The organism is Archangium violaceum, assembly GCF_016859125.1.
GTDB classification, from domain to species: domain Bacteria; phylum Myxococcota; class Myxococcia; order Myxococcales; family Myxococcaceae; genus Archangium; species Archangium violaceum_A.
In genome coordinates this window covers 10,474,980-10,496,678 of sequence record NZ_CP069338.1, presented here as the reverse complement: position 1 = coordinate 10,496,678, position 21,699 = coordinate 10,474,980, and the positions used below count along the sequence as shown (strand labels likewise).

Here is a 21,699-nt window from a genome sequence, read left to right as displayed (position 1 = left end):
GACCCACTTCGCTCGCCTCCGGATACTTTGGCGCCTTGACCAATACTCCCCTTCAGCGTGCGCTTCGAATGGCGCCCGACCGAGCCATCGCGGGTCAGGCTCGGCCGGAGCAGGAATTCTTCTGTTTCCGCGCGGGTGAGCTTCGCCTCGCGGTTCCCAGCGAGAATGTCCTCGAGGTCATCCGTACGGGGCTCCTCACGCCCCTGCCTCGAACCCCGTCCTTCCTCCTGGGTGTTACCGGCCATCGCGGCGAGGTACTCCCGGTGATGGATCTCCTGCGCTTCCTTGGCAAGGGGGAGGCCCGAGTCGGGCCCAGGACCCGACTGTTCATCGGAATCAGCGGCAACTACCGCGTCGGCGTGGTGGCGGACGCGGTGCTCGGCCTGCGGCGCATCCCCCTGGCCAACATCCTTCCTCCTCCCCTGGGTGGAGACGCGGCCGTCGAGCACCTGCTCGGTGTGGCCGAGGGGGCCTCGGCCCAGGAGTCGATCGCCCTGATCAACTTCACCAAGCTGCTGCAGAGCGCCCGGCAGCGGGCGGTGGTGCGATGATCTACGGCGATGATCAGTCGCCCGAGCTCGACGAGGTCGACGTCCTCTTCTTCGAGGTCGGCGACATCGTCTATGGCACGGATGCCTCGCAGGTGCTGCGCATCGATCGCTCGCACCCGGACGATCTCGAGCTGCCGGATCTCGGTCCGCTCAAGCGCGGCAATCGCGCGATCGTCTTCGACACTCCCGAGGGGGAGGGGCACCTCAAGGTGGACGTCATTCGCGGCGTGCGCCCCGTCCCCATCATGGATTTGCGGCGGCTGCCCCAGGTGGCTGGCGCCGCCCCCTACGCGGTCGGCGTGTTCCTGGATCAGGAACGCCCCGTGATGCTCATCGATCTTGTTGAAACCTTGAATGCTCAAGGAAGGCACTGACGGCAATGTCCCCCGCTGACACGAAGAACGAAGTTGTCCCGACGGAGGGCTCTGTCCCTCGTGCGAAGAAGGCCGGCTCCCTCAAGCCCCTCACCGACACCGTGATCGCGGTGTTGGCGGGCAACCTCGAGGCGCGCGTGCCCAAGAACGCCGTCGACGACGATGCCGCCGATCTCGCCAACCTCTTCAACCAGCTGCTCGATCGTCACGCCGCCGCCGAGCGCCGCAAGCAGGTGGCCGCCCAGGAGATCGATCAGGCCATCGACGCGCTCATCACCCTGGTGCGCGAGGGTGACCTGGCCCAGTGGAACACCTCCACCGAGGATCCCCAGCTCGGGCCCCTGCTCGAGGGCTTCGGCAAGGTGATCGAGACGCTGCGCACCTTCGTGCGGGAGATCAACGAGGCGGCCCTGCGCCTGTCCTCGTCCGCCAACCAGGTGCTCGCCGCCTCCACGCAGCACGAGACGAGCTCCACCGAGCAGGCCGCGGCCATCCACGAGACTACGGCCACCATGGAGGAGCTCAAGCACGCGTCGGCGCAGATCGCCGAGAACGCCGGCAGCGTGGCGCGCGTGGCCGAGGAGACCCTGGGTGCCGCTCGCGCGGGCCGGGGCGCCATCGGCGAGTTCATCCAGGCCATGCAGCAGATCCGCAGCGACGGTGTCGCGGTGGCCGACTCCATCGCCAAGCTGTCCAAGCGCGTGGAGCGCATCGGCACCGTGGTCGAGGTGATCGACGAGATCGCCGACCGCTCGGACCTGCTCGCGCTCAACGCGGCCCTCGAGGGCAGCCGCGCCGGTGAGGCGGGCAAGGGCTTCTCCATCGTCGCGGCCGAAATGCGCCGCCTGGCGGAGAACGTCATGGAGTCCACCAAGGAGATCAAGAACCTGATCACCGAGATCCGCGAGGCCACGGCCGCCGCCGGCACCGCCGCGGATGCCTCCAAGGAGGCCACGGAGTCCGGTGAGAAGCTGGGCGCGGTGGCCGCGCAGGCCGTCGAGGGCATCCTCGCCGGCGTGCAGGAGACGAGCGACGCCGCCCGCGTCATCAACCTCGCCACCCAGCAGCAGCGCACCGCCACCGAGCAGGTGGTGGCCTCCATGGCGGAGATCGAGGACGTCACGCGTCAGACCACCCAGGCCTCCAAGCAGGCCACGGGTGCCGCCGCCGAACTCACGCAGCTCGCCGGTCGTCTGGCCGAGCTCATCAAGCGCTTCAAGGCCGACTGACAACAGGAGAGGGAGGGGCACGGGGCGGATCTCCGTCCCGAGGCCCTCCGGTCATGGACACCGAGTCCCTCAAGAGATCCCTCCTGCAGAAGTTCCAGGAGGTCAGCGCAGACCGTCTCCAGAAGATCCAGTTGGGCGTGCTCGATCTCGAGAAGCCCACCGCGGATCAGGCGGCGGACGAGGTCGCGCGCGAGCTGCACACGATGAAGGGCGAGGCCCGCATGCTGGGCCTGGCCGCCATCGGTCAGCTCGCACACGCGGCCGAGGACGTACTCCGCGCCGAACGCGACGGGAGGACCGCCACCGAAGTGGCGACGGACCTCCTGTTGCGCGCGTGCGACATCATCTCGGATCTCCTGGAGGACACCGAGGGCGCCCAGACGGGCACCCCGGCCTCGCAGGAGATGGTCGAGGCGCTCGCCGCCGCTTCCGGGCATGCGATACCGCCGATCGGGGGCATCAAGTCGCCCTCGCAAACGGCCATTCCGGTGGTGCCCGCCGCGAACGTGATCGTGGAGCCCGCCGAGCCCGTCTTCGTGCCTCCTCCGGCTCCGCCTCCCGCCGCCGTGGCGCCTCCCGCGCCGCAGCCCCGGGCCACCAAGGCCGAGCACGCCCACGAGGAGACGCACACCACCAAGGCGCTCGCCGATCGCAGCATCCGCGTGAACGTCGAGGTGCTCGACTCACTCGGCCTGCTCGCCGGTGACCTGTTGGTGGAGAGCGCGCGCGGACGCCTGCGCGCCTCCGAGATCGAGGCCCTGCTCAACCGCTTCTCGCGCCTGGGCGACCGCTTCCTCAAGCTGGCCGAGAAGCTGGACGTGCCCAACGTGCTGCGCAACGACCTCGAGCGCATCGAGGGCGATCTGCACATGCTGCGCGACGATGCGTTCCGCTTCGTCCGCAACAACGGCGACGGCATCGAGACGCTGCACGGCAACCTGGCGATGATGGCGGACCACGTGGCCGAGGCCCGCCTCGTGCCGCTGTCCACCGTCTTCGACGCCTTCCCGCGGGCCGTGCGCGACATCGCTCGCGCCCAGTCCAAGGAAGTGGACTTCATCGTCGAGAACGCCGACCTCGGCGTGGATCGCTCGATGTTGGCCGACGTGCGCGACGCCCTGGTGCACCTGCTGCGCAATGGCGTGGACCACGGCATCGAGTCACCCGACGAGCGCCGCATGCTCGGCAAGCCCGCCGCGGGCCGCCTGCGCATCCGCGTGCGTGCCGACGGTGACATGCTCAGCATCGAGCTGGACGACGATGGCCGCGGAATGGATCCGCAGAAGCTGCGGGCCGTCGCCGTCCGCAAAGGCCTGCTGACCGAGTCCCAGGCCGCCTCCCTCTCCGAGCGCGAGGCCATCGAGCTCGTGTTCCGGGCCGGCTTCTCCACCCGCGAGGAGATCACCGACATCTCCGGCCGCGGCGTGGGCATGGACGTCGTCAAGAAGAAGGTGGAATCGCTGGGTGGCTCGGTGGGCATCGTCAGCCGCCTGGGCCGTGGCTCCACCATCACCCTGCGCCTGCCGCAGTCGCTGGCGTTGATGAAGGTGCTTCTGGTGCGCCTGGGTGACGATGTCTACGGCATGCCCGCCGCCGACGTGGTGGCGGTGATGCGCGTGAAGCCGGACGACCGCATGGAGGTCTTCGGCACCCTGGCGGTGAAGCACCGGGGCAAGCCCATCGCGCTGGTGGGCCTGGGGCCGCTGCTGGGCGTCAACGGAGGCAACCGCTTCGACAAGCCGCCCGCCGTGGTGGTGCGTCATGGCGACGACCTGGCCGCCCTGGTGGTGGACGGCTTCGTGGACGAGCGCGAGGTGGCGGTGAAGCCCTGCGGCGGCGAGTTCCTCAAGGGCGCCGCCTTCATCGCCGGTACCGCCGCGCTGGAGGACGGCCGCATCGCCGTGCTCCTCCACGTGCCGGACATCATGTCCGAGGTGCGCCGCATGGCGCGGCCCGTCACCCAGAACCAGGCCACCAAGCGCCTGCGGGTGCTGCTGGTGGACGACTCGCCCATCGCGCGCGCCACCGAATCCGCGCTCGTCAAGGCGCTGGGGCACACCGTGGACGAGGCCCAGGACGGAGAGGAGGGCTATCTCAGGGCCCAGTCCCAGCAGTACGATCTCATCCTCACGGACGTGCAGATGCCCCGGCTGGACGGCTTCTCCCTCACACGGAGGCTCAAGACCACCGTGGGGCTGGCCCGCATCCCGGTCATCATCCTCTCCTCGCTCGCGTCGCCGGAAGACCGGCGGCGCGGCGCCGAGGCGGGGGCCGATGCGTACCTGGTCAAGGGCGAGCTCGGTGTGGAGAGCCTCGCGCAGACCATCGATCGTCTGACCTGATCAAGGGGGCCGCTTGGACGTCGGCGCGTCCGCATACCGGGTGTTGCTCGTGGGCGAGGTGCTTCGGAGCGCCTCGCGGGGGTTGTTCGACGGGGTGGTGCTCGCCCCGGCCGGCAACGTCTGCGAGTTCTCCGAGGCCCTGGAAGGGGTGCAGCGCTTGCACCCGGACGTGGTCGTGGTGGACCTGTCGGGCCCGGAGGCGCTCAAGGCCATTCAACGGGTGATGGCGGAGCGGCCCGTGCCGGTGCTCGCGCTCCACCCGGGCGCGCTCTCCGGCGCGGAGGCCTTCCAGGCGCTCGCGTACGGGGCCGTGGACGTGGTGGATCGGCCCGCCGAGCCGGGAATCGACTTCTGGCAGACGGTGGGCCGCAAGCTGATGTTGCTCGCCGAGGTGCGCGTGTCGCGCCCCGTGCAGGCCCAGAAGCCGAACGTTCGTCCCGCGCCCACCGACGCGCCCTATCCGTTGGTGGCCATCGCTTCATCCCTGGGAGGGCCCAAGGCGCTCTCCGTGTTGCTCAAGACGTTGCCCCGCGACTTCCCCGCGCCCGTGTGCATCTGCCAGCACATCAGCGACGGCTTCACCGAGGGCCTGGCCCAGTGGCTCGGCTCCGAGACGCCGCTGCGCGTGGTGGAGGCCAACGACGGCGAGGAGATGGCGCCCGGCTCCGTCTACATCGCGCGCTCGGGCACGCATCTGGTGGTGCGCCCCAGGGGCCGGCTGGTGTTGGACCCGAGCCCGCCAGTGCGCGGCTTCCGGCCCTCGTGTGACGTGCTGCTGACGTCGGCGGCGGAGTCCTTCGGGACGCGCGTGCTGGGCGTCATCCTCACGGGCATGGGCCGCGACGGCGCCCGGGGACTCAAGGAAATCCGCGAGCGCGGTGGGCGTACCATCGCCCAGGACAAGGCGAGCTGCGCCGTGTACGGAATGCCCAAGGAGGCCGTGCGGCTCGGTGCCGCCGAGGAAATCCTGCCGCTCGATCAGATAGGACCAATGCTCGTCCAGTGGGTGCAGACATGCTGACGGTGACCTCCAGGGCCCTGCAGCAGCTGGCCTCCCTCCTGCTGGAGCGGGCGGGGTTGAAGATCACTCCGGACGGCTATCACAGCCTCCGGCTGGCGCTGTCCACGCGCATGCCCGCGGTGGGCATCGAGGACGCCGAGGAGTACGTGCGGCGCCTGCGCACCGCGGAGGACGAGCTGCGCGCGCTGCTGCCGCTCGTCACGGTGGGGCACACGGAGTTCTTCCGGGATCCCAAGCAGTTCCGGGCGCTGGAGAGCCGCATCCTCCCGGAGGCGCTGGCTCGGGCGCGGCGGGAGAACCGCCGGGTGTCCATCTGGTCCGCCGGGTGCGCCACCGGTGAGGAGCCCTACAGCCTGGCCATGGTGCTGGCCGAGCTGGGCGCGCTCCCCTTCGAGGTGGACCTGTGGGCCACCGACCTGAACCTCGCCGCGGTGGAGGCCGCGAAGCAGGGGCGCTTCTCGGGGCGGCGCGTGTCCGGCATTCCCCATGATCGTCGGGTGCGCTTCTTCCGGCCCGTGATGGAGGGGTACGAGGTCGTCTCGTCGCTCAAGGACTACGTCCGCTTCGACGGGCAGAACCTCGCCGTCCCCGTCTTCGAAAAGGTCAAGCCGGAGTCGTTGGACCTCATCCTCTGCCGCAACGTCATCATCTACTTCGACCTGCCCACCATCCGCGCGCTGATGGATCGTTTCCTCGCGGCGCTGCGGCCCGGGGCCCTGCTGCTGCTGGGCTACTCGGAGAGCCTCTTCAAGGTCTACGACCGCTTCGAGATGGTGGAGATGGAGGGCTCGTTCGTCTACCGGCGGCCCGTGAAGTCTCTGTCGCCGCGCGCTCCGGGCTCCGGCCCGAGGCCCATGACGATCGGCTCGCTGCCCACGGTGGGTGAGCGCCCGATGGACACGAAGCCCCGGGACTCGCTGTCCATGATGCCGTCCACCCGGGCCCTTCAGAAGACGCTCGAGGTGTCCAAGCAGCCCCCGCCGGCCCCCCGCAGGACGATGGAGGTGCCCGCGGCGAAGGCGCCCGAGGCGGCCGCGTCGACGAGCCCCTCGGCCCTTCCCACCGAGCCGCCCCGGAAGTCGCTCGAGATGTCCTCGGCGAGCGCCGAGATGCCACGGACGCGCACGGGTGAGATGCCCGCGTGGTCGCTGATGCTGGCCCCGGGCGAGCGGCTCAACGCGGCCGTGCGGATGATCGAGCGCGGTGACTTCGTGTCCGCCGTGTCAACCGTGGAGCAGCTCCTGGTTGACGAGCCGGGCCACCTGGACGCGCTGCTCACCGTGGGCAACCTCTACTCGCTGACGGGGCGGATCGTCGATGCGCGCGAGGCCTTCGCGCAGGCCATCAACCGCGAGCCCCTGTGCGTGGAGGCGCGGGTGTTCGGCGGACTGGCGGCGCTGCAGGCCGGAGAGCTCGACGAGGCCCGCTCGGAGCTGGGCAAGGCGCTCTTCCTGGAGCCCTCGCTGGCCATCGGGCATTACCTGATGGCGCAGGTGCACGAGCGGCTGAAGGACCACGATGCGGCGCGGCGCAGCTACCGCAACGCCATCTCGCAGTTGCGCTTCCCTCAGCGCCCGCTGGCCGGCCACTACCCGGAGCTGCCGGACTCGGCCGAGGCCATCTCCCGCGCGGCTCGTTACGCGCTCGCCGCGCTGGAGGAGGGCCCGCTGCTGTAGGCCGCTACGCCAGGCCCTTGTCCACCTCGTCGGCGCTCTTGCTCGGGTCGAGCACGGTGCTGAACTTCTTCTGCAGGTAGGACTTGGCCTGGCCGCGCAGCAGCATGCCGGGGTCGGTGCCCTCGCCCTGGATGGCACCGTCGGTGATGGTGAAGCTGGCATCCAGGTTGATGCCCATCACCTTGCCGATCACCTTCGCTCCGTCACCGGACCAGTCGGCCTTCACGCCGTACTTGTCCGTCCAGTACTTGAGGAGCTGCTCGACGCGCTTCCTGGCGTCGTCCTTGGAGAGGGTGTGGGGGACCTCGAACTTCATCATGCCCATATGGCGCTCCTGGGAGTCGTGATGTTCCCGCCCGGTCTGTCTATCGATCCCCGGGCGGTAGGGGAACCCGGGTCTCGCCGCCGGGCGCGCGGAAGTCAACAGTGCTGTGACTTTCTGTCGGATCCACGCTCCCCCGAATCCACGAGATTCCCGCTGCATCGGTCCCCGATTGGGGTTTGATGCCGCCCCGTGTCCGGACAAGGAGTGATTCGAGTGTCCTCGTTGACCCGTTGGTTGTCCTTCGCCGTCGTCCTCCTGCTCGCCGCGCCGGGCGTCGCCCGGGCCCAGGAGGAGTATTCCGCCGATGCGCCGGTGCTTCCACCGGACACGGCCTCGCTGCGCACCGAGCCCCAGGCGCCGCTCTCCCAGGAGGAGCAGCTGCCTCCCGCCGCCACCTCGATACCCGAGAGCGAGGATGGCGCCATCCTCGATGGCCGGGTGCGTTACGGCGCGTTCCTGTCCGGGCCGGGCAGCCTCACCTTCATCATGCACCACTCCCTCATGGGGGCCCTGGGCGGCTTCTTCACCCAGGGGATGGCCAACGGCTTCAACTTCGATCGCAGCGCGCGCGAGGCCATGCTGGCGGGCACGCTCATTGGCGCGGGGCTCGGCTTCGGCGCGTCCGCGTGGTGGCAGTTCCACAACTGGGTGGACAGGCCGATGAGCTACTTCGGCATCGCCAACTCCGTCATCGGCGGCATGTTCGCCGGTGGCTTCATGGACATGCTCACGCGTGATCAGAGCCTGCTGACCTGGTCCGCCCTGGTGGGCGCCGAGTTGGGCGCGTGGCTCACCGCGGCCGTCGGCGGCGGCCAGCTGCCGCTGGATGATGGCCTGCTGATCGCCTCGGGTGGCGGGTGGGGCCTCATCTACGGCGCGCTGCTGCTGGCCATCGTCCACTTCTCCGGCTCGAAGATCGAAGGGAAGACGTGGGTGGACTCGCTGCTCATCGCGCCGGGGATTGGGGCGACGGCGCTCGCGCTGGCCACGATGAAATACAACCCCACGCCCTCGCAGATCATGCGGGCGAACCTCTTCGGCGCGGGCGTGGGCGCCGTGGTGCTGGCGCTGTCCGCGCTGGTGCTCGGCGGCTTCGACCAGCCCACCCCCTACGTGCTGTCCTTCCTCGGCTCGGCGGGTGCCATCACCACCGTGAGCCTCCTCTGGGAGGAGGCCGCCGAGCGCCCCAACATGGCGCGGAGCGGCTCGAGACGCTCCAAGGCCTACCGCTGCGTCTGGTGGTAGCTCGTCCGCCGAGCGGCCGAGAGGGCCCGGTGGCCGGGGCGAGGGCGCATTCACATTGTTGTGGATATGGCGCGTGTCCTCCCTTTCTCCGCACTGCTCCCTTCTCTCGAATCGCACCTGTCGGCCGATGAGGCGGGTTGTCCGTTCAACGCGCCGCCCCGGTCCTCGTTCATCCGCCCGCTGTTGGATCGGGTGGACCCCACGGCCGAGCTGGGGCGGTTGAGGGCGGCGGGCGCGGTCCTTCGCGACACGAGGCCGGCCCTGTATCTGGCCGAGGTGTACAGCCAGGCGGGCGGGCTCGGAGGACCGCCGGTGCGCTTCCTCCTGTGCGGCCTGGCATCCGACGCGGCCGAGCCCCTGGAGACCGAGCCCTACCGGCCCCGCTCGGCGCAGGTGGAGCCGGCCGTCACCCTGGCGGCGGATGATCATGGGGTGCTCCGCGCCCTGCTGGCGGAGGCGGCCGAGCGTAGCAGCGTCGTGTGGCAGGGCACGTTCGAGGATGCCCCGGTGTCGCTGCGGCGCATCGAGCCCTCGCCGATGGCCCGGCGCATCCAGGAGGTGCTCGACGATGCGCCACTGCGTCCCCTTGCCGAGCTGGATGAGCGCAGGCCCAGTCTGGCCGCCATCGTGCCGCTGTCGGATCCGGGGCTACACTTCGAGCCGGTGCACCGTGCCATCCAGGGGCTGGAGACCTTCGAGGAGGAGACGTTCCTCGCGCTCGTGACGGCGTACGCGCGCATCTATGACCTGGAGGAGCCACTCACGACACCTCGAGGCGTGGCGCTGGCGAACGAGCGGCTGGCCACGCTGGTGCGTGGACACCACGCGGTGATGCTGGTGCTGCCTGGAGGGCGGGGGAAGATCCTCCGCTTCCGTCAGGGGTTGGATCTGGCGCACCTGAAGGCCGCGCCGCGCAACCCGACGCTGCGCAGCCTGGACCTGGCGCTGCTCAACGCGCTGGTACTGCGCACGGTGCTGGGCATCAAGGATCCCGAGGATCCCGGTCACCCACAGGTGTTCGCGGTGCAGGGGCTGGAGTCATTGGTGCGAGGCGTCCACGCGGGGATGTTCCAGGTGGGCTTCGCGCTCAACCCGCCGCCCCTCTGGGAGGTGCGCGCGGTGATGGAGGCGGCGCAGACGCTGCCACCCAAGACGCTCCGGGTGGAGCCCGCGCCACCGGCGGGACTCCTATTCCTGGATCCAGAGGCCTAGTCCCGGAGTGGGCGTCCTGCTGACAGAAGCGCTGGAGTGGCCCCAGCGCATGCCGCTCGAGCTCCGGCCCGGGGCCGGAGAGACGCTCGATTCCATCTGTGGCGGTGAGGTGAAGGTGCTCCAGCGCCGCCGCGGCTATCGCTTCACGTTGGATCCGGTGCTGCTCGCGCACTTCGCCGTCTACGATGCCGGGACGATCCGGGGGCCGTTGATGGACCTGGGCACGGGCTGCGGCATCATCCCGCTCATCCTGGCGCGGCGGTTGGGCTGCGACAGCATCACCGGGCTGGAGTTGCAGCCGAGCCTGTTCTCCCTCGCCGAGCGCAACGTGTACCTCAACCGCTGCGAGCGGGAGGTGTCGCTGGTGCGGGGCGACCTGTGCTGCGTGTCCCGGCTGTTCCCGAAGGCGAGCTTCTCCCACGTGCTGTGCAACCCGCCGTACCGGGCGCGGGAGCAGGGGAGGATCAGCACGGACATGGAGAAGGCCATCGCGCGGCACGAGATCGCCTGCGAGCTCGAGGACGTGGTGCGCTCGGCGGCGTATCTCCTGCGGTGCCGGGGGAGCTTCTGCGTGGTGTACCCGGCCTCACGGCTGTCCGAGCTGATGGCCGCGCTGCGCGTGGGGAGGCTGGAGCCGAGGACCGTGCGCATGGTGCACTCGCGCTCGGGGCGCCCCGCGAAGCTCGTGTTGATGCACGCCGTGAAGGGCGCTCCCACCGGGCTGAGCGTGCTGCCCCCGCTCGTCATCCACGCCAATGACGAGCAGGCGTTCTCCCACGAGGTCAGCGCGATGGTGGAGTAGGCAGGCGCGTCCGGCTACGAACCCTTCTCCCGAAGGGTCCGGAGCACGATGCGATCGACCAGCCCTGGCGCGACGAGCTTGAGAAACATGCTCACCTTCGCCCTGGCCGTCATCACCACCTCACGCTCGCGGTTCTCCATGGCGCGAGTGATCCACGCCACGCAGGTATCCACGTCCATGGTGTCGCGGTCCTCGTCGCGCTTGCTCTCCAGGAGTGGCTGGCCGTCAGGACCGAGCGCCCGCGCGCGGATGTCCGTGGCGACGAACCCGGGAGACACGACCAGCACGTCCACGCCCGTGCCGAGCAGCTCGATGCGCAGTGAGTCGAAGAACCCCTGCATGGCGTGTTTGCTCGCGGCGTAGCCGGACCGTGTGGGCACCCCGGTCTTCCCGGTGAGCGAGGAGATGGCCACCAGGAGCCCCTTGCGCGCCTTGATATGGGGCAGGGCGTAATGGGTGCAGTACACGGAGCCCAGGTAGTTCACGCGCATGACACGGTCGAAGAGCGAGAGGTCGGTCACCTCCTCGAAGCGCACCCACATGGAGATGCCCGCGTTGTTGATGAGGATGTCGACGCCACCGAAGGCCTCGACGGCGCGCTCGACCAGGCGCCGGCACGCCTCTAGATCCGTGACGTCCGTCCCCACGGCGATGGCGCGTCCCCCGGACTGCTCGCACCGCCGCTTCACCTGGGCAAGCGCCTCCTCGCCCCTCGCCGCGAGCACCAGGTTCGCACCTCGTGAGGCGAGCGTAACGGCGAGCTCTTCCCCGATCCCCGCGGAAGCTCCCGTGATGATGATTGTCTTGCCTTGCATGCTGGACGTACGGGCATTCTTCCAGCGGCGCGGTGTCCTGGTATCCATCGCCATATCCTTTTCGTGTCTCTTCGGCTTCTTCAGGGCTTCGGCGGCAGGGTGATGCGCAGTCGGTCTCGGCCCACCACGACTCGTCCGTGGTAGTGCTCGCTCATGCCGCGCTCGAAGACCTTCTCCGCGAGCCAGTTCGGCGGGCTGGGGATCAGATGGGTCAGCACCAGCGTCTTCACTCCGGCGCGTTCAGCCAGCTTCGCCAGCTCGAGTGTGTCCGCGTGGTAGTGGATGATCTCCGCGATGTGCTGGGATTGACCGGTGTAGCCCTCTCGCTTGCCGACCTCGAGCGCACGATCGATCAGCGCACGGCACAAGGCTTCGTGGACGAGGATGTCCGCACCCGCGGCAGCCGCGGCGACATGCGGGGACACCTTGGTATCGCCCGAGATCACGATGCTCTGGCCCGCGTAGTCGATGCGGTAACCCAACGCGGGCGTGACGGGCTCGTGCTCGACGAGAAAGGCGCTGACGCGAACGTCGCCCGCCCGGTAGATCTCCCGGAGCTCGCCGTGTGCGGTGGGTTCTACCTCGTGCGCGGTGGTGGCGGCTTGTTCTGCCCTCAGTTGGTCCGGACGACCGGCCGTGCGGAAGCCGATATCGATGCTGTAGGCCTGCGCGAGCCCGGTAAGCACCTGCTGCACCCCTCTCGGACCATAGACCGGCAGCGCGGTCTTCCGGCCGTAGATCCAGGAGTCGTTGATGAGCATGTCGAGCCCCCCGAAGTGGTCTGAATGCCAATGGGTGATGAACACCGCATCGACTTCGCGCGTGTGCAGGCCCAGCAGATTCAGACTGCGGCTGGTGCCCTCGCCCGCATCGAAGACCAGGAGTTGATCCCCAGCGACGATCGCCAGACAGGGAGGCAGGTGCTTCTCGTCGGCCTGCGGCGTTCCGGTCCCGCACAGCACGAGATGGAGGCCGGGACCGAGCTCTACCGGTGCGTTCGCATGCTCCAGCGTCTGCCGAATCTTGCTATCGACGTAGGGATCATAGGCGGCGTAGCCGATCAGGAAGAGCGCGAGCGGTAGGAGCAGCAATGAATATCGCATCAGTGAGCTCCTCGGGATTCGTCCACGACGTGGTTGCGCTGCACACCGAGGTTGATGGCGCCGTCTGGGCTGACAATGCGTGACTCGACCACGTCGCCAGCCTTCAAGTATTGGGTCCTCCGCGCCTGAACCTTCACGAAGAGCTCCCACTTCTTCTTTTCCGGTAGGAGCGCTCCCATGCGCTGCATGGCGGGGGAGGGGATGGAGAGCGCGCAACCGGCTGGCGTTCCGGTGGCGATCAAGTCCCCGGCGAAGAAGTCCTGCAGGCCCGAGAGCTCGGTGAGCGTCTCCGCCGGGCCGAACACGAGGTTGGCGGTGGAGTCCCGCTGCCGTACCTCTCCGTTCACCGTGAGCGTGAGCTGGAGTTGCTCGAGCCGTGGGATGTCCTGGGCCTCCAGCAGGCACAGATAGGGGCCGACCGGTCCGAAGGTACGGTAGCTCTTCCCCTTGTAGAACTGCATCTGCGGAATCTGAACGTCGCGCGCCGAGTAGTCGTTGACGATGACGATGCCGGCGATGAACTCGTGCAGGTTGGCCTGGGTGACCGTGACCCCGCGGTCGAGCTCGCGTTTGAGCACCAGGCCCAGCTCGATTTCGTAGTCCAGGAAGCGCACGTGCGAGGGCTTCACCAGTTCGCTGTCCGCGGGCACGATGCAGCTCTGCGCCTTGGTGAAGATCATGTTGAAGGTCTTGGTGTCCGGATCCATGCCGGACTCGATCATGTGCTGCCGGTAGTTCGCGCCCTGGCAGACGAACTGCTGGTTGCGCGTTACCGGCGAAAGCAGCTTGACCTCTGTTTCGGCGAGGCTCGGGCCCGAAAGCGTGGAAAGCTCGCCGATGCTCGTGCCGCGGATGAAATCACCCGTGGTCGCGAAGTCGGCTGGAACCGGTGTGATCCGGTTCTCGCGTATCACGCCCCACCGGGCGCGGCCCTGATGCTCGAAGCGCACGACATGCAATGCCATGACGGTCTCCCTCGAAGGTGTCTAGCCAAACAGACGTGCCAGCGTGATCAGCTTGCCGACGCTCAGGTCCGGGCTACGGCGCAGGTGGCGCAGGGTCCGGATGAGAGTCGCTGGCGTGAGCCTGGGCTGGGTGAAGCCGCGTGGCATCGGCTGGCCCCATTGCGCCATCGCGTCGCGAGAGGTCGGGTGGATGCCAGTGGCCACGTCAGCGGTGAAGAGATCGCCATCGGTGTAGTGCTCATGCTTGTCGCCGTAGGGGTCGTGCCAGTAGTCGAAGATCTGGCTGCCGAGGATGTGGCGGCCGATGCCCCAGGCATGCCTCCACCCCTTGTCGCGCAGCACGCGCTGACCCATGCCGACGGCGTCCGCGTCCACGACTTCGTAGGCGCTGTGGCTGTAGGTCGGCACCACGCCCTGCGCCAGGGCCAGCGTGTGATGGTCGGCCGGACGGTCGCCGAGATCCAGGCGCATGAAGGCGACGGCCGGCGAGCCATCCGGCAGGACCTGCACGTCGGAGGGGATGAAGCCGAAGTGCCGCGTGTACCAGTCGGCGGTCGCCTGGAAGTCCGTCACTTCGAGCACCACGTGGCCCAGGCGGATGACTTCCGGCGGGGAGACGGGTGGCCGCTGCGTGTCGTTGATGCGCGGGCGCTCGTCCGCGAAGTTGAGCTGCACCGGCGCTCGGTGCGGCAGTCCCGTGGCCTCGGCCGCGCCGGACACGGCGTGCACCGTGAATCCGGAAGGATCGGTCAGGCGGATGCGCTCACCGCCGCCCGGCCAGGGCACCGGCTCGATCTCCGAGGCGCCTGGCAACGTCGCGAGTTTCTCCAGGTCCTCGCGCGAACCCAGGCGCAGGCCGAAGCCGACGAAGCGCGGTTTGTTGCCTCGGAGTGCGACATAGCAGAACGGCGTGGGTGCCGTGCCGCGCAGGAATAGCGCTTCGTTCGTGCGCGCGACCACGCGCAGGCCGAAGTCCGCGAGGAAGCGCTCGGTGAGCTCGAGATCGGGACGCTCGAACATCAGGTAGGCGAGTGCCTGCGCCTTCACCGTCGGGTTGGGATGACGGGCAGGGTGGGGGGTCGGAAGTCTCGTCATAGGACCGCTCCATCGTTCATGCGGTAGGGGAGGGCGGGGGCGATGTCGGCCGCTCGTGGCGCGCCGAGCAGAACGAGCGCTTCGCGCACGAGGCGATTCACCTCGGTCACTGGACCGTCGTGCAGCACGGTGCGGTCCGGGCGTACGATCGCCGCCCAGCCGAAGGGGGCCGCGCCTGGAATCAGCGCTTCGTGCAGGTCCTCCCAGGAGTCGCCGTGCGCCGCTCGATGCAGGCGCTGGCCGCGATGGCGGATCTGCACGACCTTGCCGCCGCAAGCGGCGAAGTCGGCCCGCGTCGCCTCGTCGAGCCGCGCGCCGGCGTCCAGGCCGAAGCCGATCAGCGTCAACGAGGGGCCGAACACGTCGTCGCTCAACCGCGTCGAACCCTCGGCGCCGCGCAGCCAACCCTGGGGCAGCACACCGCCGCGGACGAGGTGCGAGGACGCGCGCCCCGCCACGAACAGTCCGCGCGCGAAACGGTTCTTGGGCTTGATGCCCAGCTCCGCGACGTAGGTGCTCAGCGGCGGCACGAGCCGGATCAGCCGCATCAGGCCATGCATCAACATCGCGACGGCGGCGTTGCCTGGCATCACCAGCCTGCCCATCCGTCTGGCCAGTGCGATCATGGCCTTCGCATGCGGGCGGCGCTCGGTGTCGTAGCTGTCGAGAATCGACGGTGCGGCACGGTGCCGCAGCACCCAGGCGAGCTTCCAACAGAGGTTGGCGGCGTCGCGCAGGCCCGCGACCAGGCCCTGGCCCACGAAGGGCGGTGTGATGTGGGCGGCGTCGCCAGCCAGGAACACGCGGCCACGGCGGAAGGCATCGGCCACGCGCGCGTGGAAGCGGTAGACGGCCTTGCGCTCGATCACCATGTCCTCGGGCCGGCCCCAGCGTGAGAGCAGGCGCCGGATGCTTTCGTCGGTCGCGATCTCCTCGGGCGATTCACCCGCTTGCAGCATGAATTCCCAACGTTCGCGCCCGCCCGGCGCCACCATGTGCGGTGTGGGCCGTCGCGGGTCGCACAGGAACTCCACGTGGTCGATCGGCCGTGGCACGTTCCGAGCGTCGACGATCAGCCAGTCCTCGGCGTAGGTGCGTCCCTGGAAGTCCAACCCGATGAGCCGACGCACGATGGAGCTGGCACCATCCGCGCCGACGACGTAGGTCGCCTCCACCGAGGTCGTGCTCCCGTCGGCCCGCTTCAGTATCGCGATGACCGTCTCGCCGCGCTCCTCGAGCTCCGTCAGCTCCACGCCCAGCGCCGTGTGCACGGTGGGATGGGACGCGACGTTCGCCCGCAGCGCCTGCTCCAGCTCGGGCTGGAAGAAGGTGACCAGCTTCGGGTGGCCGTCGATGGAACCGCCGGTGTTGAAGCGCGCGAACTCGCCGCAGTAGGGCGAGTGCATGCACACGTAGGGAATCGCGAGGGTGGCGAAGGCGTCCTCGGAGAGCCCGGCGAGCTGCAGGATGCGCAGTGCTTCGTTGTCGAGCGCGATGGCGCGGGGATGTGTGAGCAGCTCCGGCGAGCGGTCGATGACGAGCGTTCTCACGCCATGGCCACCGAGCAGGTTGGCCACCACGGCGCCAACCGGGCCGAAGCCGACCACCAGCACATCAATCTTCGAGGGCAGGTTCATTCCTGAAGTTGATATGTGCATCATAACTGATGATTTTGTCAACTTTGAGCCGGATGCCTATATTGGCCGCTGTCTCCTCTTTCCCGACACCATGCCGAAGACCACCGTCCCGAAGCGCCCGCAGCGGTCGCGCCAGTCCCCGAAACCGTCGACGGATGAGCCCACGGAGAAGGAGCCGCGCGGCGCACGCCGCAAGCGTGAGACGCGGGCGCGTCTGCTGGAGGCGGCGCTGCAGTTGATGTCCGAGCGCGGAATGGAAGGGGTCGCGATCAACGAGATCACGGAAGCCGCCGACGTCGGCTTCGGCTCGTTCTACAACCACTTCGAGTCCAAGGAGGCGATCTACGAGGCGCTGGTGGACACCGTCTTCGAGGACTTCGCCGATGCACTCGACCGGCTCACGGCGGACATCAGCGATCCGGCGGAGGTTCTCGCGGTCTCTGTCCGCCACGCCCTCCGGCGTGCACAGCGGGAGCCCGTGTGGGGCCGCTTCCTGGTCCGCGAGGGCCTATCGGCACGCGCGGTGTCACGCGGCCTCGGCCAGCGCCTGCTGCGTGACATCCAGAAAGGCCTCGCGGCCAAACGCTTCAAGGCCGAGGATCCGCTGATGACCTTCATCGCCGTCGGCGGCACCGTGCTCGGTGCGCTCTCGGCGGAACTGCATTTTGGCACGCTCGACGCGTCGCAGGCCGCGCCGCTCGACAGCCTGGGCCTGCGGGGTGATGAGTTGCCGGAGCGCACGGCCGCCATGCTGCTGCGCACGCTCGGGCTTTCCTCGGCGGAAGCGGGGGCCGTCTCGCGGCGTCCGCTTCCCGAGGGGGGATTCGTCACGGACCCGGCCGGGAGCACCCCATCGGAAATGCGCACGAAGGCCAGGTGAGGTGGCCCCGCGCCGGAGTCACCGCTGCTCCGCGGCCTTCTGCTCGCCGTTCTCCTGGGGCTCCTGTTGCTCGCGGCAGAACGCGAGCTGCTGCTTGATGGCCTCGAGCGGCACCGCCAGCTCCAGCTTGAACTCGTCGCCATCCGGCCGCACCTTCGCGAAGTCCAGCAGCTGCGCCAGCTTCTCGTCGCCGTCCGCCTGCGCCTTCATCCGCGCCAGCGACAGCGCTCCTCCCAGCGACTTGCCCAGGTCCGTCACCTTGTCCGCGTTCGGCCCCTTCACCTGCGCCGTCATCGCGAAGTCCGAGCTCGCGTCCACGTGCAGCTCCACGTTCTCCGCCACCTCGGCCAGCCTCGTCGCCAGCTCCTGCTGATCCGGCGGGAACATCTTCTTGAGCCGCTCCACCGAGATCACCCCGTACATCTCCCCGTACGTGCTGCCCTCGGAGATCACCGGCGGCTCGTCCGGTCCGCGTCCCTCCACCCGATCGATGACCTCCTTCACGCTGTCCGGCGTCCTTCCGAACACCAGCATCTGGTTGTTCCACAGGCCCACCGGCGGTCCATTCCTCTTCGCCAGGGTGCCGTCCGGCAGCTTGCGCTCGGACTGGAGCTCGAAGAGCCGTGCCCCGTCGCCGTAGTCGTAGTTCGTCGAGCCCCGCCCGGTCAGCAGCTCCTTCAGGCGCTCGTCCCCGAAGTTGCCCGAGATGATCACCCCGTCGTCCGTGAGGACCATCCGGTCCAGGTCCTGCAACGGATCCACGCCCGTCTCCTGCTTGAACTGCTCCAGGTCCTTGCCACCGCGGTTCATCAGGCACTCGAGCAGCAGCTCCCCGATGGGGGAGTGGCGGATGGCGTTGGCCTCGATGACCATCGCCGTCTTCCCCTTGCCCCGGGGCAGCGCCGCCAGCACCGGATCGCTCGGGCGCACCGGCTTCTGCTCCGCCGCCGTCCCCGCGTCCACCACCGGCATCACGTACGTCCGCCGGCGCTCCATGCGCTCGCGCTCCTGCGGCCGGAGCCGGTTCGGGAACGCGACCCTCTGCGGGGCGGGGGCCTCCTGCTCGCCCTGCCCGGACAGCATCAGCCATGCGGCCAGGCCGAACAGCACCACCGCGAACACCAGCCACAGTCCACGACGCCGCTGCATCAGTAATCCCTCCCCTCGAACCACCAGAAGCCCACGGTCAACACTCCCAGACCGAACACGAACACGCCCACCAGCAGCATCGTCAGCGATTGCACCCCCAGCGGCGCCGAGGCCGCCAGGTCCATGCTCGCCTGCGCCAGCGAGGACAGCCGCGGCAGCAGCAGCGTCACCCCCTTGAAGAGGTCGCGGCTCAGCCCCTCCTCGAGGAAGGGCGCGATCTTCGTCCGGAAGCCCGCGATGATGCCCGCCACCAGGGTGACTCCCCCCAGCGCCGCGCACAGCGCCGCGCTGCGGATCAGCGTCGCCGTCGTCAGCATCACCGCGTACACCGCCGCGAAGCTCACGCACGCCAGCATCGCCGCGATCACCGGGCCCGCCGTCCAGTACCCCGTCTTCACCCCGAAGATGAGCACCAGCCCCACCGAGCCGTACAGCGCCCCCATCACCGCCAGCGTCATCACCCCGAGGAACGTCCCGGCCAGGATGTTCCAGCGGCGCAAGGGCAGGGCGAGCAGGTGCTCGATGCGGCCCGGCGACAGCAGGCTCGGCGCGAAGTCCGAGCACGAGACGGTGCCGAACAGGATGCCCCCGTAGAAGACGATGGCCGATGCCGCCATGAACACCGGCTTGAGCGCCACGTCCACCGCGCGGATGTCCGTGCGCATCACCTCGCCGAACAGCCGCGAGGCCGCCAGCGCCCCGTCCACCACCTCGATCTTCAGGCTCAAGGACAGCGTCACCAGCACGGCCGTGACGCCCAACAGGAAGGCCAGGATGAACTTACGCGAGGCCGCCTCGCGCAACACGTAGCCCGCGATTCCCAGCACGCCCCTCATGCCGCCACCCCCATGGCCGAGGCCAGCACGGCCTCCAGATCCTGTCCGTCCCGCTTGAGCTCCACCAGTAGCGCTCCCGTGGCCCGCGCCTTGTCCAGCGCCGCGTTCAGCCCCGCCACGTCCGCCGCCTCCACATGGTACAGCCCCTCGGCGCCTCCCGCGGTGAAGCCCGCCGCGGTCAGCGCGCCCGCGTCCGCTCCCGGCGCGAAGCGCACCGCCCACCGCGAGCCGGCTCGCGACAGCTCCTCCAACCGCCCCTCGCGCAGCACCTTGCCCTCCCCGAGGATCGCCACCCGGTCGCACAGCCGCTCCGTCTCCGCCAGCAGGTGCGAGTTGAGGAAGAGGGTCGTGCCCCGCTGCACCTCCTCCTGGAGGATCCGCCGCACCTCCACCCGGCCCAGCGGATCGATGCCGTCCGTGGGCTCGTCGAGGATCAGCAGCTCCGGGCTGCCCAGCAGCGCCGCCGCCAGCCCCAGCCGCTGGCGCATGCCCTTCGAGTAGCCGCCGATGCGCCGGCCCAGCGCGTCCGCCAGCCCCACGCGCTCCAACAGGCGCAGGTTCGCGTCCTTGTCCGGCTTCTGCCCCTTGAGCCGCGCCACCGTGGCCAGGAAGACCGGCGCCACCCACGAGCCCGGCAGGTGCAGGCGCTCGGGCAGGTAGCCGATGCGGGCCCGGATGGCAGGATCCTCCGGCGAGCCGCCCAGGACCCGAACCGTCCCCTCCGTGGGCTGCACGATGCCCAGGATGCTCTTGATGAACGTCGTCTTCCCCGCGCCGTTCGGCCCGATCAACCCGAACGCACTGCCCTCCGGCACGGAGAGATCCACACCCCGCAGCGCCTCGTGTCCGGCTCGGAACGCTCGCCGGTAGATCTTACGGAGTCCGATGACTTCGATGGCTGGCACGATGGCCACTCTACGACAGGGCCCTCTGTTCATTGCCTCGCACCCCATGCGAGCCACCTGCCGAGCCCGTGACGCACCCGCTTGCTACCTTTTTTGCGCACCCGGGAAATGCTGTTCGCACCTTTTTTCCAGGTCCTTTTGTCTTCCAATTATTTCGGGTTCCCTCGTTTCGCGCCCTTGCAGGGCCCGTCGCATGTGGCCTGGGGTGTGCACTGACCTGGGAGCACAGGAGGAATCACCCATGTCCACCCTTGAACTGATTGAGCAGGAGTTGCGCGAGGCGCGGCGAGAGTTGGCGGAGGCGGAGCGCGGTCTGCCGGCGAACACCGAGGCGGCCCGGACGCGCTATGCCCGCGCGGTCCATGAAGCGGAGCTGGCCGAGCGCCGGGTCGATCGCCTGCGCAGGCAGCGAGAGCGGCTTAACGAGAGCTGGCGCCTGGCTACTGTCTAGGCAGCCCCGAGGAGAGAATTCCTCCCCGGGGTGCGCCGAGGGTTTATACCGTCGGCCCATGTCCTTTCCGATCCATCGCCCCCGCCGCCTGCGCCGTTCCCCGGCCCTCCGTGAGATGGTGCGAGAGACCACGCTCGCGCCCTCGGACTTCATCTATCCGCTCTTCGTCGTCGAGGGCCGGGACATCCGCCGTCCGATCGGCTCCATGCCCGGTGTGTTCAACCTCTCGCTGGAGCATGCCGTCGCCGAGGCGAAGCAGGCCAGGGCCCTCGGCGTGCCTGCGGTGCTCCTCTTCGGCATCCCGGATCACAAGGACGCCCAGGGCTCGCAGGCCTATGCGCGCGACGGCATCGTCCAGCGCGCCGTGCGGGAGATCAAGAACGCCATCCCGGACATGCTCGTCATGGTGGACGTGTGCCTGTGCGAGTACACGGACCATGGCCACTGCGGCGTCATCGAGGGCGGCCACGTCGCCAACGACGCCACGCTGCCGCTGCTCGCGCAGATGGCGGTGACGTGCGCCCAGGCCGGCGCGGATGTCATCGCCCCCTCGGACATGATGGACGGGCGCGTCGCCGCCATCCGCTCGGCGCTCGACGAGGTGAGGCTCACCGAGGTGCCCATCCTCTCCTACGCGGCCAAGTACGCCTCGGGCTTCTACGGGCCCTTCCGCGAGGCCGCCCAGAGCACGCCCCAGTTCGGCGATCGCCGCACCCACCAGATGGATCCCGGCAACGTGCGCGAGGCCCTCAAGGAGGTCGATCTGGACCTGGAGGAGGGCGCGGACATGATCATGGTGAAGCCCGCGCTGTCCTACCTCGACGTCATCCACCGGGTGCGCGAGCGCGTGGACGTGCCGGTGGTCGCCTACAACGTGTCCGCCGAGTACTCCATGGTGAAGGCCGCCGCGCAGAACGGGTGGGTCGACGGAGATCGGCTGATGCTGGAGATTCTCACCTCCATCAAGCGCGCCGGCTCGGACCTCATCATCACGTACCACTCGCTCGAGGCCGCGAAGCTGCTCGGTTGACGGTTGGGGCGAGCATCTCACGAGGGGGGGCTTGCGCCCACCCCCCCGCCTGGGAG

21 protein-coding genes are annotated in these 21,699 nt (G+C 69.0%); 12 read left to right on the top strand and 9 right to left on the bottom strand.

Annotated features, from left to right (window positions below; genetic code table 11):
• Positions 1 to 68 precede the first annotated feature (68 nt).
• From JQX13_RS44285 to JQX13_RS44260, 6 genes are read left to right on the top strand one after another with little or no spacing between them, the layout of a single operon-like run.
• Positions 69 to 551, top strand: coding sequence for a chemotaxis protein CheW (locus tag JQX13_RS44285; protein WP_203405438.1), 483 nt, complete (start codon positions 69 to 71; stop codon positions 549 to 551).
• Positions 548 to 925 (top strand): Frizzy aggregation protein FrzB, encoded by a 378-nt coding sequence (locus JQX13_RS44280; protein WP_203405437.1) that lies wholly within the window; start codon positions 548 to 550, stop codon positions 923 to 925. Before JQX13_RS44285 ends, JQX13_RS44280 begins: the two co-directional genes overlap by 4 nt.
• Positions 926 to 930: 5 nt before the next feature.
• A complete protein-coding gene (locus JQX13_RS44275) occupies positions 931 to 2,154 on the top strand; it encodes a methyl-accepting chemotaxis protein (RefSeq protein WP_203405436.1) in 1,224 nt (407 codons plus the stop codon).
• A gap of 53 nt (positions 2,155 to 2,207) precedes the next feature.
• A complete protein-coding gene (locus JQX13_RS44270; RefSeq protein WP_203405435.1) occupies positions 2,208 to 4,496 on the top strand; it encodes a hybrid sensor histidine kinase/response regulator in 2,289 nt (762 codons plus the stop codon).
• 13 nt (positions 4,497 to 4,509) lie between these two features.
• Entirely contained in the window at positions 4,510 to 5,517 is a 1,008-nt protein-coding gene (locus JQX13_RS44265; RefSeq protein WP_203405434.1) for a chemotaxis protein CheB, read from the top strand.
• Positions 5,511 to 7,193, top strand: a complete 1,683-nt coding sequence (locus JQX13_RS44260; RefSeq protein ID WP_203405433.1) for a protein-glutamate O-methyltransferase — start codon at positions 5,511 to 5,513, stop codon at positions 7,191 to 7,193. Before JQX13_RS44265 ends, JQX13_RS44260 begins: the two co-directional genes overlap by 7 nt.
• Before the next feature lie 4 nt (positions 7,194 to 7,197).
• Here the strand turns inward: JQX13_RS44260 and JQX13_RS44255 are convergent, their stop codons facing one another.
• Positions 7,198 to 7,518, bottom strand: a complete 321-nt coding sequence (locus JQX13_RS44255; protein WP_203405432.1) for a polyhydroxyalkanoic acid system family protein — start codon at positions 7,516 to 7,518, stop codon at positions 7,198 to 7,200.
• 213 nt (positions 7,519 to 7,731) lie between these two features.
• Here JQX13_RS44255 and JQX13_RS44250 point away from each other — a divergent pair, with 213 nt between their 5' ends.
• From JQX13_RS44250 to JQX13_RS44240, 3 genes are all read left to right on the top strand, one after another.
• The gene (locus tag JQX13_RS44250; RefSeq protein ID WP_239014224.1) at positions 7,732 to 8,763 is read left to right on the top strand and encodes a hypothetical protein; all 1,032 of its coding nucleotides are present in this window, start codon (positions 7,732 to 7,734) and stop codon (positions 8,761 to 8,763) included.
• Between the two features lie 66 nt (positions 8,764 to 8,829).
• On the top strand, positions 8,830 to 9,975 hold the full coding sequence (locus tag JQX13_RS44245) for a DUF1015 family protein (protein ID WP_203405431.1): 1,146 nt from the start codon (positions 8,830 to 8,832) through the stop codon (positions 9,973 to 9,975).
• Positions 9,976 to 10,024: 49 nt separating this feature from the next.
• Positions 10,025 to 10,777: a tRNA1(Val) (adenine(37)-N6)-methyltransferase gene (locus tag JQX13_RS44240; protein WP_203405430.1), complete on the top strand. Its 753-nt coding sequence runs from the start codon at positions 10,025 to 10,027 to the stop codon at positions 10,775 to 10,777.
• A gap of 14 nt (positions 10,778 to 10,791) precedes the next feature.
• Here the strand turns inward: JQX13_RS44240 and JQX13_RS44235 are convergent, their stop codons facing one another.
• The 5 genes from JQX13_RS44235 to JQX13_RS44215 all read right to left on the bottom strand — a co-directional run bounded on the left by JQX13_RS44235 (position 10,792) and on the right by JQX13_RS44215 (position 16,392).
• Positions 10,792 to 11,592, bottom strand: coding sequence for an SDR family oxidoreductase (locus JQX13_RS44235; protein WP_203405429.1), 801 nt, complete (start codon positions 11,590 to 11,592; stop codon positions 10,792 to 10,794).
• Between the two features lie 80 nt (positions 11,593 to 11,672).
• Entirely contained in the window at positions 11,673 to 12,695 is a 1,023-nt protein-coding gene (locus JQX13_RS44230) for an MBL fold metallo-hydrolase (protein WP_203405428.1), read from the bottom strand.
• A complete protein-coding gene (locus JQX13_RS44225) occupies positions 12,695 to 13,660 on the bottom strand; it encodes a fumarylacetoacetate hydrolase family protein (protein ID WP_203405427.1) in 966 nt (321 codons plus the stop codon). The genes JQX13_RS44230 and JQX13_RS44225 overlap by 1 nt, the downstream gene beginning before the upstream one ends.
• Positions 13,661 to 13,681: 21 nt before the next feature.
• A complete protein-coding gene (locus JQX13_RS44220; RefSeq protein ID WP_203405426.1) occupies positions 13,682 to 14,755 on the bottom strand; it encodes a 2,4,5-trihydroxytoluene oxygenase in 1,074 nt (357 codons plus the stop codon).
• Entirely contained in the window at positions 14,752 to 16,392 is a 1,641-nt protein-coding gene (locus JQX13_RS44215; protein WP_203405425.1) for a bifunctional 3-(3-hydroxy-phenyl)propionate/3-hydroxycinnamic acid hydroxylase, read from the bottom strand. Before JQX13_RS44215 ends, JQX13_RS44220 begins: the two co-directional genes overlap by 4 nt.
• A gap of 13 nt (positions 16,393 to 16,405) precedes the next feature.
• Here JQX13_RS44215 and JQX13_RS44210 point away from each other — a divergent pair, with 13 nt between their 5' ends.
• Complete coding sequence (locus tag JQX13_RS44210; RefSeq protein ID WP_203405424.1) at positions 16,406 to 17,272, top strand: TetR/AcrR family transcriptional regulator; 867 nt, start codon at positions 16,406 to 16,408, stop codon at positions 17,270 to 17,272.
• An 18-nt stretch (positions 17,273 to 17,290) separates the two neighbouring features.
• Here JQX13_RS44210 and JQX13_RS44205 read toward each other — a convergent pair whose 3' ends face one another.
• Genes JQX13_RS44205 through JQX13_RS44195 form a run of 3 tightly spaced genes read right to left on the bottom strand, consistent with a single transcriptional unit; the run spans position 17,291 to position 20,195 of the window.
• Positions 17,291 to 18,421, bottom strand: a complete 1,131-nt coding sequence (locus JQX13_RS44205; RefSeq protein WP_203405423.1) for a hypothetical protein — start codon at positions 18,419 to 18,421, stop codon at positions 17,291 to 17,293.
• Positions 18,421 to 19,257: a hypothetical protein gene (locus JQX13_RS44200; RefSeq protein ID WP_203405422.1), complete on the bottom strand. Its 837-nt coding sequence runs from the start codon at positions 19,255 to 19,257 to the stop codon at positions 18,421 to 18,423. Before JQX13_RS44200 ends, JQX13_RS44205 begins: the two co-directional genes overlap by 1 nt.
• Positions 19,254 to 20,195 carry an ABC transporter ATP-binding protein gene (locus tag JQX13_RS44195; protein WP_203405421.1) on the bottom strand — a complete coding sequence of 314 codons (942 nt, stop codon included), beginning with the start codon at positions 20,193 to 20,195 and terminating at the stop codon, positions 19,254 to 19,256. The genes JQX13_RS44200 and JQX13_RS44195 overlap by 4 nt, the downstream gene beginning before the upstream one ends.
• Before the next feature lie 208 nt (positions 20,196 to 20,403).
• On the opposite strand from JQX13_RS44195, the gene JQX13_RS44190 reads away from it, so the two are divergent.
• Positions 20,404 to 20,613: a hypothetical protein gene (locus tag JQX13_RS44190; RefSeq protein WP_203405420.1), complete on the top strand. Its 210-nt coding sequence runs from the start codon at positions 20,404 to 20,406 to the stop codon at positions 20,611 to 20,613.
• Positions 20,614 to 20,671: 58 nt separating this feature from the next.
• Positions 20,672 to 21,643 (top strand): porphobilinogen synthase, encoded by a 972-nt coding sequence (gene hemB / locus JQX13_RS44185; protein ID WP_203405419.1) that lies wholly within the window; start codon positions 20,672 to 20,674, stop codon positions 21,641 to 21,643.
• The last annotated feature ends 56 nt before the right edge of the window (positions 21,644 to 21,699 follow it).

Excerpts from the sequence above, each read along its gene's own strand:
- JQX13_RS44230 (WP_203405428.1), bottom strand. The coding sequence starts at position 12,695 with ATGCGATATTCATTGCTGCTCCTACCGCTCGCGCTCTTCCTGATCGGC.
- JQX13_RS44235 (WP_203405429.1), bottom strand. The coding sequence starts at position 11,592 with ATGCAAGGCAAGACAATCATCATCACGGGAGCTTCCGCGGGGATCGGG.
- JQX13_RS44205 (WP_203405423.1), bottom strand. The coding sequence starts at position 18,421 with ATGCAGCGGCGTCGTGGACTGTGGCTGGTGTTCGCGGTGGTGCTGTTC.
- JQX13_RS44280 (WP_203405437.1), top strand. The coding sequence starts at position 548 with ATGATCTACGGCGATGATCAGTCGCCCGAGCTCGACGAGGTCGACGTC.
- JQX13_RS44270 (WP_203405435.1), top strand. The coding sequence starts at position 2,208 with ATGGACACCGAGTCCCTCAAGAGATCCCTCCTGCAGAAGTTCCAGGAG.
- JQX13_RS44255 (WP_203405432.1), bottom strand. The coding sequence starts at position 7,518 with ATGGGCATGATGAAGTTCGAGGTCCCCCACACCCTCTCCAAGGACGAC.
- hemB (WP_203405419.1), top strand. The coding sequence starts at position 20,672 with ATGTCCTTTCCGATCCATCGCCCCCGCCGCCTGCGCCGTTCCCCGGCC.
- JQX13_RS44240 (WP_203405430.1), top strand. The coding sequence starts at position 10,025 with ATGCCGCTCGAGCTCCGGCCCGGGGCCGGAGAGACGCTCGATTCCATC.
- JQX13_RS44245 (WP_203405431.1), top strand. The coding sequence starts at position 8,830 with ATGGCGCGTGTCCTCCCTTTCTCCGCACTGCTCCCTTCTCTCGAATCG.
- JQX13_RS44225 (WP_203405427.1), bottom strand. The coding sequence starts at position 13,660 with ATGGCATTGCATGTCGTGCGCTTCGAGCATCAGGGCCGCGCCCGGTGG.
- JQX13_RS44220 (WP_203405426.1), bottom strand. The coding sequence starts at position 14,755 with ATGACGAGACTTCCGACCCCCCACCCTGCCCGTCATCCCAACCCGACG.
- JQX13_RS44190 (WP_203405420.1), top strand. The coding sequence starts at position 20,404 with ATGTCCACCCTTGAACTGATTGAGCAGGAGTTGCGCGAGGCGCGGCGA.
- JQX13_RS44285 (WP_203405438.1), top strand. The coding sequence starts at position 69 with ATGGCGCCCGACCGAGCCATCGCGGGTCAGGCTCGGCCGGAGCAGGAA.
- JQX13_RS44275 (WP_203405436.1), top strand. The coding sequence starts at position 931 with ATGTCCCCCGCTGACACGAAGAACGAAGTTGTCCCGACGGAGGGCTCT.
- JQX13_RS44215 (WP_203405425.1), bottom strand. The coding sequence starts at position 16,392 with ATGAACCTGCCCTCGAAGATTGATGTGCTGGTGGTCGGCTTCGGCCCG.
- JQX13_RS44200 (WP_203405422.1), bottom strand. The coding sequence starts at position 19,257 with ATGAGGGGCGTGCTGGGAATCGCGGGCTACGTGTTGCGCGAGGCGGCC.
- JQX13_RS44210 (WP_203405424.1), top strand. The coding sequence starts at position 16,406 with ATGTGCATCATAACTGATGATTTTGTCAACTTTGAGCCGGATGCCTAT.
- JQX13_RS44260 (WP_203405433.1), top strand. The coding sequence starts at position 5,511 with ATGCTGACGGTGACCTCCAGGGCCCTGCAGCAGCTGGCCTCCCTCCTG.
- JQX13_RS44195 (WP_203405421.1), bottom strand. The coding sequence starts at position 20,195 with ATGAACAGAGGGCCCTGTCGTAGAGTGGCCATCGTGCCAGCCATCGAA.